Genomic DNA, 12,017 nt, shown 5'->3' with positions numbered 1-12,017 from the left:
GGGCAGCAGCGCCACCGTGGCGACGTAACCAGCACCACGTCAACCAGCACCACGTTAACCAGAAGGAGAGTTACCCATGGGTTGGGGAACCGGCAAGGGCGGAAGCAGCGGCGGCGGCTCGGGAGGCAACGACGGCGGAGGTGGGAGGCACAGCGGGAAGAAGGACCCCGGCACCTCCGCACCGAACCCCGACAGCCAGAGCGGTAAGGACGGCAACAAGCACGGCAAGGGTAAGTAGTTGACGGACCACGTGCACCAGTCGGAGCGGGCCGCCCTGCGCGGCCTGCTCTCGGCCGTCGGCGAAGATCTCGGCCACGACGTGGCCCCCGAGTGGGCGGCGGCTGCCGAAGCCGCACCCCGAACGCTCTTCCTGCCCGATCGAATCTGGCTGGGAGACGGACACGGCAGCTACACGCCGTGCGACCGCCGGACCGACCCGGCTGGCTGGGCCGCTGCGGCCTACGCCAACGCCCCGGTCGTGACGCAGGTCAACGACGGGAAGGATCCCGGCGACGACCCGTGGCCGTCTTCGTCGGCGTCGGCTCCGGCAATCGTCTTCCGCATGTTGGAGATGCTCGATCTCCACCCCGGCATGACGGTGCAGGAGATCGGTACCGGCACCGGACTTACGGCCGCGTACATGAGCCACCGGCTCGGCTCCGAGAACGTGGTAACCGTCGAAGTCGACCCGGAAGTCACCGAGCTTGCCCGCGGCAGCCTGGCGCAGGCGGGACTGCACCCGGAAGTGGTCTGCGGGGACGGCACGCGCGGGTGGGGGCTGCGGGCCCCGTACGACCGGGTATCGGCCACCTGCGCCCTGCGGAGCGTCCCGGCCGTGCTGGTCGAACAGACCAAGCGCGGAGGGAAGATCCTCACTCCCTGGGACAACCCGTGGGTCTGCTGGGGCCTGCTGCTGCTGACCGTGACCGGGGACGGCAACGCGGAGGGCCGGTTCAGCCCGTACGGCGCGTTCATGCTCGCCCGCAACCAGCGGACGGACCTGCGAATCTACCGGGACGTGGTGCGCGACGAGCACGTGCCCGAGGAGTCGCGCACCCGGCTGCCCGCCCACGACATCGCCGCGGACGGGTGGGAGTTGGCGTTCACCCTCGGGGTGCTGCTCGGCGACGTGTGGAAGGCGTGGGACAACGACCCGGACGTTGACGGGGTTGCCCGCCGGCTCTGGCTCGCCACCACGGACGCGACGTCGTGGGCGGCCGTGGACTGGGCGGGTGAGGGGTCGGACGAGTTCACCGTGTGGCAGTACGGCGAACGGCGCCTGTGGCACGAGGTGGCCGAGGGTTACGCCTGGTGGCAGGCCCAAGGGGAACCGGGGCCGGAGCGCTTCGGGCTGACCGTCACCCCGGACGGCACGCATCGGTTCTGGCTCGACCGCCCGGAGAACACCGTTCGCGTCCGGAGCGAGCGGGGCTAAGCCGTACCTACCGGATATCGCGGGGGGTCCGACCCGCTTCCCCGGTGCGACAAGTCGGGGATGCGGTACCGGGCCCTGGAGCGCTGGGCAGTGCCGCCCGCGAAGTAACCGCAGCAGACAGCGGAACGCCCCGTTCGGCCAAGCGCCGTGCGGGGCGTTTTTGCTGCTCAAGAGGCGTGCACAAGACGAGTGCCAAGGGTGTAGGGTCCACTCCGGCGCCCCGACTGCCCGCTCGGGCGGCCCGGCCAGTACCACGACGCCGAATCCGGCCTGGAGCACCACTACTTCCGCTACTACGGCCCCGCCACCGGCCGCTACCTGAGCACCGACCCGCTCGGCCAGGAGGCCGGACCCGATCCGCACGGCCACGTCCCCCACCCGCTGTACCGGACCGACCCGCTCGGCCTCACCCGCACCGCCGGACACGACGTCCTGCTGGACACCGACGGCGAACCGCTCCACTTCCGGGCCGCCCCGGTCGCCCGCCCCGGCTACTGCGACTTCCTTGCTGCCCGCGGCCGAGCAGCCCGCCCCCGGAGGACGCCCCGCACCCGGTCGCCCGCCCGTCGGTGCTCCGGGGGAGCCGTTCCCGTCCGTTCAAGAGGTGAATCCTGCACGCCACTTGACGGTGGGTCGCCACCCCCTCAACACTTCCGTACGAACCCAGAGAGCGCTCTCAACCAGTTGGGTTCAGCAGAAAGGCGAAACCACCCCTTCTCCCACTTCGGCCCGGCGTTCACTTCACGAAGCCGGACGAGAGGACCCCCATGCGAAGGACGACCGCCCTCTCCCACCCCCACCCCCGGCAGCCCGGCCACCCCCGGGTGCTCGCGCTGCTCGCCGCGGTGGCGCTCACCCTCGCGGCCCTGTTCGGCCTGGCCGCCACCGCCGGCCCCGCCTCCGCCGCGGGCGACTACACCCAGAGCGCCACCCAGCTGAACGCCTCGCAGGTCAAGATCGTCTTCACCCCGACCACGCCCGCGCTCTACGTGGACGTCCACTACCTGGTCAACGGCGCCAACCAGCAGAACGTCCGGATGACCAACAGCGCGGGCACCTGGAGCTGGACCGTCGGCTCGCTCACCACGGGCAACGCCCTGGAGTACTGGTTCACCTACGAGAAGAGCGGCCCGCAGTACGACAGCCCGCACTTCACCTTCACCGTGGGCGGCGGCGCGAGCAGCCCGAGCCCCAGCCCCACCGCCAGCGCCAGTCCCAGTCCCAGCAGCAGCCCCAGCGGCGGCACCGGCGGGACCTGCCCGGCGCAGTCCGACACGCCGAACTTCGGGCCCAACGTGCACGTCTACGACCCGAGCATGTCCAGCGCCACCATCCAGGCCCAACTGGACGCCCACTTCAACCAGATGAAGGACACCCAGAGCGCCCAGTTCTCCGAGAACCGGGTCGCCGACCTGTTCAAGCCCGGCACCTACAACGTCAACGACAACGTCGGCTTCTACACCTCGGTGGCGGGCCTGGGCCAGAACCCCGGTGACGTCACCATCAACGGCAACATCACCGTGGACGCCTTCAACGCCTCGGACGCGGGCAACGCCACCCAGAACTTCTGGCGCTCCGCCGAGAACCTGGCCATCAACCCCGGCGGCGGCACCGACCGCTGGGCGGTCGCCCAGGCCGCCCCGTTCCGGCGGATCGACGTGCGCGGCAACCTGGCGCTCTACCCGGCCAGCTACGGCTGGGCGAGCGGCGGCTACGTCGCCGACACCAAGGTCAGCGGCCAGGCCGCCTCGATCTCGCAGCAACAGTGGTACACCCGCGACAGCAGCCTCGGCAGCTGGGACGGCGGCGTGTGGAACATGGTCTTCTCCGGCGTCCAGGGCGCCCCGGCCAACACCTTCCCCAACCCGCCCGAGACCACCCTCGCCACCACCCCGGTCTCCCGTGACGTGCCCTACCTGTACGTCGACGGCTCCGGCAAGTACCGGGTGTTCCTGCCCAGCCTGCGCACCAACGCCACCGGCCCGAGCTGGGCGTCCGGCAGCACCCCGGGCAGCTCGCTGCCGATGAGCCGGTTCTACGTGGTCAAGGCCGGCGACACCGCCGCGACCATCAACAACGCGCTCTCCCAGGGCTGCAACCTGTTCGTCACCCCCGGGGTCTACCACCTCAGCCAGACCCTGAACGTGACCAGGGCCGACACCGTGGTCCTCGGCATCGGCTACCCGACCTTCGTCCCCGACAACGGTGTCAACGCGATGCAGGTCGCCGACGTCGACGGCGTCCGGCTCAAGGGCCTGCTCTTCGACGCCGGCACCACCAACTCGGCCGCCCTGCTGACCGTCGGCCCGAGCGGCTCCTCGGCCAACCACGCCGCCGACCCGACCACCATCCAGGACGTCTTCTTCCGGATCGGCGGCGAGATCGCGGGCAAGGCGACCACCAGCCTGATCGTCAACAGCAACCACACGATCATCGACCACATCTGGGCCTGGCGGGCCGACCACGGCAAGGCCGGCACCTTCGGCTGGAACGTCAACACCGCCGACAACGGGCTGATCGTCAACGGCAACAACGTGCTGGCCACCGGCCTGTTCGTCGAGCACTACCAGAAGTACGAGGTCACCTGGAACGGCCAGAACGGGAAGACGATCTTCTTCCAGAACGAGATGCCGTACGACGTGCCCAACCAGGCGGCCTGGAAGTCGCCGTCCGGCCTGAACGGCTACGCCGCCTACAAGGTCGGCAGCGGCGTCACCAGCCACGAGGCCTGGGGGCTGGGCAGCTACTGCTACTTCAACGTCAACCCGGCGGTGAACGCCTACCACGCGTTCGAGGTGCCGAACACGGCGGGCGTGAAGTTCCACGACGTGCTGACGGTCTCCCTCGGGTACCAGGGCACGATCTCCCACGTCATCAACGACACCGGAGGCGTCACCCCGGACGGGACCGTCCCGGTCAACGTGGTCGCCTACCCGTAACTGCAGGTCGAACCAGGGGCGGGCGGCGGGCCGAAGGGCCCGCCGCCCGCCCCTGCCGTCACCGGGCGCGGGGCCGGTCAGGGGTGCGGGACGAGGGCCACCGGGGCGCTGCTGTGCTGGACGGCGGCGTGGGCCACCGCGCCCAGGTCGCTGCCGAGCAGGTGCGGGCGGCGGCCGACCACCACCAGGTCGGCGTGCTCGGCGGCGGCGACCACCGCGCCGACGGCGCCCCCGAGGCGGGCCTCGACGCGCAGTTCGACCTCCGGGTGGGCGGCGGCGACGCCGGCCAGCGCCCGGGTCAGGTCGGCCTCGATCTGCGCGCTCCGGTGGTCCGGGTCCGGGTCCGGCGGCAGCCAGCCGGGTGCCCCCGCCCAGAGCGGGACCATCTCCCAGCCGTGCACCGCCCGCACCACGGCGCCCGAGCGGGCCGCCTCGGCGAGCGCGAACTCCACGGCGGGCAGCGAGGAATCACCCGCCAGGGCCACCACGATCTCCGGCCGGGCCGTGGCCCCGCCCAGCCTGGTGGGAGTGTCCACCGCCGCACCCGAGCCCGGCATCGCGGGCGCCTCCACCGCCGTGAGGGTGTCGGTGTCCGTGGCCGTCAGCGTGTCCGTCGCCGCCGGCAGCGTGGCGGTGGCCGTCCCCGCAGGCACGGGCACGGGCGCCGTCGCGGGCACGGGGGCGGGGACGGGTGCGGTCGCGGCGGTCAGCGTCTCGGCCTCCGCCACCACTTCGGCCGCCATCCGGGCGTCCGGCTCGACCGGCAGGTCCGCGTCCGTGCGCGCCGCCACCCCCGCACGCGGGTCCCCGAGCGGCTGCGCGGCGTTCTCCTCGGCGGGGTGCTCCCGGACCAGGACCACCGGGCAGGCGGCCCGGGCGGCGACCGAGAGGGCCACCGAGGTGCCCAGCATGTCGGCCAGGGCGCCCGGGCCGTGCGAGCCGAGCACCACCAGGTGGTAGCCGGCGGCGAGTTCGAGCAGCGCGTCGGTGGGGTCGCCGGCGGCGGCCTGGGTGCACACCGAAAGCTCCGGGTGGGCGGCCAGCAGGTCCGCCGCCAGGGTCTCCAGGTCGTCGTGCTCGGCCTGCTGGAGCGGGGCGGCGTCCGGGGCCTCCGGCCCGGCGGTGCCGAGCCAGTGCCAGACCCGGAGCAGAGTCAGTTCCGCCTCGCGCCGCACGGCCTCCGCCGCCGCCCACTCCACCGCGGCCCGGGACTGCGGGGAGCCGTCGTAGCCGCTCAGGATCTTCTGCGTCATGGTCCACGTCCCCTCTCGCGCCGGACGGCCGACCGCCGTCCTTGGCGGTCGTCGGCTACCCCGCTGAGCGGCGGACATGCGGGGGACGGGCGGGGGACGGGCGGTGCGGGCGGTGCGGGCGGGGCTGGGCCGCGCGGGTGAGCGTGCCCGGCCCCGGGTGCGAGATCCCCGGGGCGGGCGGGGCCGGGTGCCAGAGTGGCCGTGGTTCCGATCATCAGACCGAGGACGGTGGACACCGGTGTCCCGTGCCACACCCCGATCCTGGCGGGCCGCGGCCCTGCTGCTGGCAGCGCTCCTCTTCGTCCCGGCGGTCCCGGCAGCCGCCGACCCCGCACCCCCACCGCCCGGCGCCGACCAGGCCGGAGCGGCCACCGGAGCGGCCACCGGGGCGGCCACCGGGGCGGACCGGCCGCTCGACCTGCTGGCGGCGGACGTCGCCGAGGCCCGGCACGCCGCCGAGGCCGCCGAACAGCAGTACACCGCCGCCGCCGGGGAGTTGGCGCAGCGCCGGAAGGACTCGGCGGACGCCGCCCGGCAGGCCGACCGGCAGCGCGGACGGCTCACCGAGGCCGAGACGGAGGCCGCCCGGCTGGTCGCCGAGCAGTACCGCAGCGGCGGACTCGGCTCGCTGGCCAGGCTGTTCCTCGCCGACCGGCCCGAGGACTTCCTCGACCGGCAGCAGCGCGCCGCGTCCGACACCCGCAGCGCCGCGGCCGTGCTGCGCGAGCTGCGCGAGGCCCGCAACCGGATGGTGCTGCTCTCCGAAGAGGCCGCGCAGGCCGAGCAGTCGGCGTCCGCCGCCGCCGACCGGGCCCAACGGGCCCTGGACCAGGCCCGGCAGGGCGCCGCCCGCACCGAACAGCTGCTGGCCGCCGCCACCGCCGAGCAACTCGGCCTGCTGGAACAGCGCGAGAACGCCCTCGCCGCCGACGCGGACCGCCGACTCCTCACCGCGGGCCCCGGCGGCGGGGCGTCCGCGGCCGGACGCCGGGCCGTCGAGTTCGCCCTCGCCCAGCGCGGCAAGCCCTACCTGTGGGGCGGCGCGGGCCCCGACGCGTTCGACTGCTCCGGCCTCACCTCGCAGGCCTGGCAGGCCGCCGGCGTCCCGATCCCGCGCACCAGCCAGCAGCAGTGGGCCGCCCTGCGCCACATCGCCCTGCGCGACCTGCGCCCCGGCGACCTGGTCATCTACCACGGCGACGCCGGCCACGTCGCGCTCTACCTGGGCGCCGGCGCCGTCGTCCACGCCCCGCACACCGGCACCGTGGTCAAACTCGCCCCCGTCACCATGCTCCCCATCCTGGGCGCCGTCCGCCCCGACCCGGACACCCCGGCCGAACCCGCACCCCCGCTGGTCACGCCCGCACCCCCGCTCGTCACGCCCGCGCCCGCCGAAGCCGTACCGCACCCCTGACGGCCGATCGACGAGGCCCCCGAGGCGCCCGGCCCCGGCGGCTGAGGCCGCCCCACCGTCCGGCGGGACGGCCGGGGTTGGCAGGATGGCCGGTCAGGGACGGGCCGTGCGAGTGGAGGGCGGGACGGGTGGGCGGCTGGGAGCGGGCGCTGGACGCGGCGGGGGTGCAGGAGCCCGGGCTGCGGGCGGCGTACGGGCGGGAGCGCGAGCAGGTGGTGGCGTACAAGCGGGAGGTGGCGCTGGCCGCCGGGCTGCTGCTGCCGCCCGGGACGCTGCCGCACGTGATCGCCGCGACCGCGTTCATGCACCGCACCGATGACCTGCTGGACAGCGGGCCGCCCGCCACCCGCCGGGCCGCGTCCACCCGCTGGCGCGAGGAGGTCACCGCGGCGCTCGACACCGGCCGCACCGACCGGCCGGAGCTGCGGCCGCTGCTCGACAGCGCCGAGGCCCGGCCCGTGCTGCGCGCCCGGGTGCGGGACTTCCTCGCCGCCGCGGACGCCGACCTCGACTTCGCGGGCTTCGCCACCGAGGCCGACTACCAGTCCTACCTGGACGCGTACTCGCTGCCCGGCTTCATGGTCGTCGCCGCGCTGCTCGGCCCGGACGGCGACCAGAGCGCCTACCGCGCCGCCTGCCGGACGTTCATCGACTCCAGCCAGCGGCTCGACTTCGTCAACGACCTCGCCGAGGACCTCGCCGACGGCCGCCTCACCCTCCCGCGGCAGACCCTGGCCGAGTACGGCGTCACCCGCGCCGACCTGACGGGCGGCGCGGCGACCGGGCCGGTCCGGGCCCTGCTCGGCGCGCTGCTGGACCGGGCCGACCGCGACCGGGCCGCGAGCGGCGCGGTCGTCGACCTGGTGCCGCCCGCCCACCGGCCGATGGTCCGCTGCCTCGTCGGCGTCGAGCAGCTCACCGCCACCGCGGCCCGGGCCGACCTCGACGCCCTGCTGCGCCGCTCCGCGAGCCCCGCCAAGCCCGCCCTGCTGCGGCTGCTGGCCCGCGAGTACCTGCGGGCCCGCCGGGTGCGCCGGGTGCGCGGAGGGCGTTGAGGGGTCAGGCGGTGGCCGTCGGCGGGTGGGCGGCGGCGATGCCGGCCAGGACCAGGTCGAGGCCGGAGCGGAACTGCTCGTGGTCGTCGTGCTCGCGCAGCTGGTCGGCGACGGTGCGGGTGAAGGAGTAGGCGGCGGGGTCGAGGCCCTGCCAGGCGTCGGCGGCGTCGGCGAGCACCCGGGGGCGGTCGACGCCGGGGTCGAGGGCGTGGGCGGCGGCGGTGTTGGCGGCGTTCAGCGCGGTGGCGCCGAGGACGTAGTGCATCAGCGCCGAGGCGGCGGTGAACCAGCCCTCGACGGGCACGCCCATCGCCCGGACGTGGCGGCCCAGCGCCTCGAAGATCCGCGGGCCGACGGTGCCGCCGGGCCGCCCGGCCAGCTGGGCGGCGATCTGGGCGGAGAGCCAGGGGTGCGCCTCGGCGGCCTCGAACAGGCGCAGCGCGACGGCGTGGACGCCCTCCCGCGGCCGGTCGGCGTCGGGGGCGGCGGGGACAGGCGGGCCGTCCGGGGCGAGCGGGAGGGCGCGGGCCACCACCGCCTCCGTCGCGGCGGCCAGCAGTTCGTCCTTGTTGGCGACGTGCCAGTAGATCGCGCCCGCGCCGGTGGCCAGCCGCTCGGTGAGCACGCGGAAGGTCAGCCCGCCCTCGCCCGCCGCGTCCAGCACCTCGACGGCGGTCTCCACGATGCGCTCGCGGGAGAGCGCGTCGCTGCGGCGGGCGGTACGGCGGGGGGAGCGCGGGGTCGGGCTGGTCATGGGTCGAGTTTGACATATCTGGAACGCCGTTCCAACAATGGAATGGCATTCCAGTCCATGCGACCCCGCCGGGAGGCAGCCGTGAACACCCCCGCCCACACCCCCGTCACCATCGTCGGAGCCGGCCTCGGCGGCCTGCTGCTGGCCCGCGTCCTGCACGTCCACGGCATCCCCGCCGAGGTGTACGAGGCCGAGACCTCGCCCACCGCCCGGGCCCAGGGCGGCATGCTCGACATCCACCCCGACAACGGCCAACCCGCCCTCGCCGCAGCCGGGTTGACCGAGCAGTTCCGCGCCCTCGTGCTACCCGGACGGGAGGCCGCCCGGGCCCTGACCCCCGACGGCGCCGTGCTGCTCGACCAGCCCGACGACGGCACCGGCCGGCGCCCCGAGGTCCAGCGCGGCGACCTGCGCGACCTGCTGCTCTCCGCGCTGCCCGCCGGCACCGTGCACTGGGGCCGCAAGGCGGTGGACGTCCGGGCGCTCGGCGACGGCCGCCACCGGGTCGGGTTCGCCGACGGCAGCGCCGTCACCACCGACCTGCTGGTCGGCGCGGACGGCGCCTGGTCGAAGGTCCGCCCGCTGCTCTCCGACGCCCGGCCCGCCTACACCGGGACGTCCTTCGTCGAGACCTACCTGCACGACGCCGACACCGCCCACCCCGCCACCGCCCGGGCCGTCGGCGGCGGCGCGATGTTCGCGCTCGTCCCCGGCCGGGGCATCCAGGCCCACCGCGAGGCCGGCGGCGTCCTGCACACCTACGTGGCGCTGCGCCGTCCGCTGGAGTGGTTCGCCGCCGTCGACTTCACCGACCCGGCCGCCGCCGGGGCCCGGATCGCCGCCGAGTTCCCCGGCTGGGCGCCGGAACTCACCGCCCTGATCACCGAGGGCGCCACCCCGCCCGTGCTGCGCCCGCTGCACACCCTGCCCGCCGACCACCGCTGGGAGCGCGTTCCCGGCGTCACCCTGATCGGCGACGCCGCGCACCTGATGATCCCGTCCGGCGAGGGCGCCAACCTCGCCATGTACGACGCCGCCCGGCTCGGGCAGCTGCTCGCCGCGCACCCCGGCGACCCCGAGACGGCGCTCGCCGCGCACGAGGCGGAGATGTTCGCCCGCAGCGCCGCCGAGGCCGCCGACGCCGCCGTCCTGCACGAGCTGATGCTCGGTCCGACCTCCCCGCACGGCCTGATCGCCATGTTCACGGGCGCGGGCGCGGGCGCAGGTGCGGGTGAGGGCGCGGGTGAGGACCGGGGCGAGGGCGCGGACGCGGGGGAGCCGGCGGGCATCTGAGGGGCGGGCGTCCGACTCGGGTCCGGTTCGGGCATGGCCGCCCGGGAAGCGGGCAGGCGGTGGGCGGCGGACGGATCGGCGTGCCGGATCGGCTCGACCGGCACGCCGTCCCAGCCGCCGCCGTCGGCACGGGAGTTCGAGCCGTGCCGCCGGGTCGGTCCGGTCTCGCCGGACGGTTCGGCGGGCGGTTCGACGGGCGGGTCGGCGGCTGACCTGGAGTCAGGCGGTCGAGATGCGCAATATCGCACAGGTGAGATATGTTCGCGCAGTGACCGAAGACTACCTCTCCCGCATCGGCAAGCTCGTCCGCGCCGCCCGCACCCACAAGGGCTGGACGCAGACCCAACTGGCCGCGGCCCTCGGCACCACCCAGAGCGCGGTGGCCCGGATCGAATCGGGCGGCCAGAACATCGGCCTGGACCTGGTCGCCCGGATCGGCGAGGCGCTCGACAGCGAGATCGTCTCGCTCGGCGTGGCCGGCCCGATGAACCTCCGGGTGGTCGGCGGACGCCGCCTCTCCGGCAGCATCGAGGTCCGCACCAGCAAGAACGCCTGCGTCGCCCTGCTCGCCGGCTCCCTGCTGACCACCGGCCGCACCACCCTGCGCCGCGCCGCCCGGATCGAGGAGGTCTACCGCCTGCTGGAGGTCCTCGCCAGCATCGGCGTGCGCCACCGCTGGATCAACGACGGCCTCGACCTGGAGATCACCCCGCCCGCCGAACTCGACCTCTCCGGCATGGACGAGGAGGCCGCCCGGCGCACCCGCAGCATCCTGATGTTCCTCGGCCCGCTGCTGCACCGCGCCGACCGCTTCGAGATCCCCTACGCGGGCGGCTGCGACCTCGGCACCCGCACCGTCCAGCCGCACCTGTCGGCGCTGCGCCAGTTCGGACTGCACGTCAACGCCACCACCGGCAGCTACCGGGCCAGCGTCGACCGCGGCGTCTCCCCGCAGCGCCCCATCGTGCTCACCGAACGCGGCGACACCGTCACCGAGAACGTGCTGCTGGCCGCCGCCCGCCACCCCGGCACCACCGTCATCCGCAACGCCAGCGCCAACTACATGGTCCAGGACCTGTGCTTCTTCCTGGAACTGCTCGGCGTCCGGGTCGAGGGCATCGGCACCACCACGCTCACCGTGCACGGCAAGGCCGTCATCGACGCCGACGTCGACTACGCCCCCTCCGAGGACCCGGTGGAGGCGATGAGCCTGCTCACCGCCGCCGTCGTCACCGACTCCGAACTGACCATCCGCCGGGTGCCGATCGAGTTCATCGAGATCGAGCTCGCCGTCCTCGACGAGATGGGCCTGGAGTGCGAGCGCGGCCCCGAGTACCCGGCCGCCAACGGCCGCACCCGGCTCACCGACCTGACCGTGCGCCCCTCCAAGCTGGTCGCGCCGATCGACAAGATCCACCCGATGCCGTTCCCCGGCATCAACATCGACAACCTGCCGTTCTTCGCCGCGATCGCCGCCTGCGCGAACGGCTCCACCCTGGTCCACGACTGGGTGTACGAGAACCGCTCGGTCTACCTCACCGAACTCGGCCGGGTCGGCGCCAGCGTCCAGCTCATGGACCCGCACCGGGTCCTGGTCGAGGGCCCCACCCGCTGGCGCGCCGCCGAGATGATGTGCCCGCCCGCGCTCCGCCCCGCGATGGTCCTGCTGCTCGCCATGCTGGCCGCCGAGGGCACGTCCATCCTGCGCAACGTCTACGTGATCAACCGCGGCTACGAGGACCTGGCCGCCCGCCTCAACTCGGTCGGCGCGCAGATCGAGGTCTTCCGCGACATCTGACGCCGCGGCCGGCCCTGCGGCCGACCCGCAGCCGCCGGTCCGGCATCACCTCCGGCATCACCTCCGACGCCGCGCC

General features: G+C 74.5%; 9 protein-coding genes. 7 read left to right on the top strand and 2 right to left on the bottom strand.

Features of this window, described 5'->3' with window-relative positions; translation table 11 throughout:
• Positions 1-238 precede the first annotated feature (238 nt).
• From K353_RS01800 to K353_RS01790, 3 genes are all read left to right on the top strand, one after another.
• Positions 239-1,435, top strand: a complete 1,197-nt coding sequence (locus K353_RS01800; protein WP_111551736.1) for a methyltransferase domain-containing protein — start codon at positions 239-241, stop codon at positions 1,433-1,435.
• Between the two features lie 270 nt (positions 1,436-1,705).
• On the top strand, positions 1,706-2,374 hold the full coding sequence (locus K353_RS35090; RefSeq protein WP_146616373.1) for a hypothetical protein: 669 nt from the start codon (positions 1,706-1,708) through the stop codon (positions 2,372-2,374).
• Between the two features lie 98 nt (positions 2,375-2,472).
• Positions 2,473-4,374 carry a coagulation factor 5/8 type domain-containing protein gene (locus K353_RS01790; protein WP_233533308.1) on the top strand — a complete coding sequence of 634 codons (1,902 nt, stop codon included), beginning with the start codon at positions 2,473-2,475 and terminating at the stop codon, positions 4,372-4,374.
• Positions 4,375-4,451: 77 nt separating this feature from the next.
• Here K353_RS01790 and K353_RS01785 read toward each other — a convergent pair whose 3' ends face one another.
• Entirely contained in the window at positions 4,452-5,627 is a 1,176-nt protein-coding gene (locus K353_RS01785) for a universal stress protein (RefSeq protein WP_158585308.1), read from the bottom strand.
• Between the two features lie 238 nt (positions 5,628-5,865).
• On the opposite strand from K353_RS01785, the gene K353_RS01780 reads away from it, so the two are divergent.
• Together K353_RS01780 and K353_RS01775 are read left to right on the top strand one after the other, a co-directional pair.
• Positions 5,866-7,041 carry a C40 family peptidase gene (locus K353_RS01780; RefSeq protein ID WP_158585307.1) on the top strand — a complete coding sequence of 392 codons (1,176 nt, stop codon included), beginning with the start codon at positions 5,866-5,868 and terminating at the stop codon, positions 7,039-7,041.
• Between the two features lie 128 nt (positions 7,042-7,169).
• Positions 7,170-8,096, top strand: coding sequence for a squalene/phytoene synthase family protein (locus tag K353_RS01775; protein WP_111551732.1), 927 nt, complete (start codon positions 7,170-7,172; stop codon positions 8,094-8,096).
• A 4-nt stretch (positions 8,097-8,100) separates the two neighbouring features.
• Here the strand turns inward: K353_RS01775 and K353_RS01770 are convergent, their stop codons facing one another.
• Complete coding sequence (locus tag K353_RS01770; protein ID WP_111551731.1) at positions 8,101-8,850, bottom strand: TetR/AcrR family transcriptional regulator; 750 nt, start codon at positions 8,848-8,850, stop codon at positions 8,101-8,103.
• An 81-nt stretch (positions 8,851-8,931) separates the two neighbouring features.
• Between K353_RS01770 and K353_RS01765 the strand changes: the two genes are divergently transcribed.
• Together K353_RS01765 and K353_RS01760 are read left to right on the top strand one after the other, a co-directional pair.
• Positions 8,932-10,143 (top strand): NAD(P)/FAD-dependent oxidoreductase, encoded by a 1,212-nt coding sequence (locus tag K353_RS01765; protein ID WP_233533290.1) that lies wholly within the window; start codon positions 8,932-8,934, stop codon positions 10,141-10,143.
• 268 nt (positions 10,144-10,411) lie between these two features.
• Positions 10,412-11,941 (top strand): UDP-N-acetylglucosamine 1-carboxyvinyltransferase, encoded by a 1,530-nt coding sequence (locus tag K353_RS01760; protein ID WP_111551729.1) that lies wholly within the window; start codon positions 10,412-10,414, stop codon positions 11,939-11,941.
• Positions 11,942-12,017 lie beyond the last annotated feature (76 nt).

The organism is Kitasatospora sp. SolWspMP-SS2h (assembly GCF_003259315.1).
Lineage (GTDB): Bacteria > Actinomycetota > Actinomycetes > Streptomycetales > Streptomycetaceae > Kitasatospora > Kitasatospora fiedleri.
The sequence above is the reverse complement of the archived record's forward strand: the minus strand, read 5'-3'. Positions and strand labels throughout refer to the sequence as shown.

What these genes read in the sequence shown, in the direction of transcription:
- K353_RS01790 (WP_233533308.1), top strand. Translation starts at nt 2,473, where the DNA reads ATGACCAACAGCGCGGGCACCTGGAGCTGGACCGTCGGCTCGCTCACC.
- K353_RS01785 (WP_158585308.1), bottom strand. Translation starts at nt 5,627, where the DNA reads ATGACGCAGAAGATCCTGAGCGGCTACGACGGCTCCCCGCAGTCCCGG.
- K353_RS01770 (WP_111551731.1), bottom strand. Translation starts at nt 8,850, where the DNA reads ATGACCAGCCCGACCCCGCGCTCCCCCCGCCGTACCGCCCGCCGCAGC.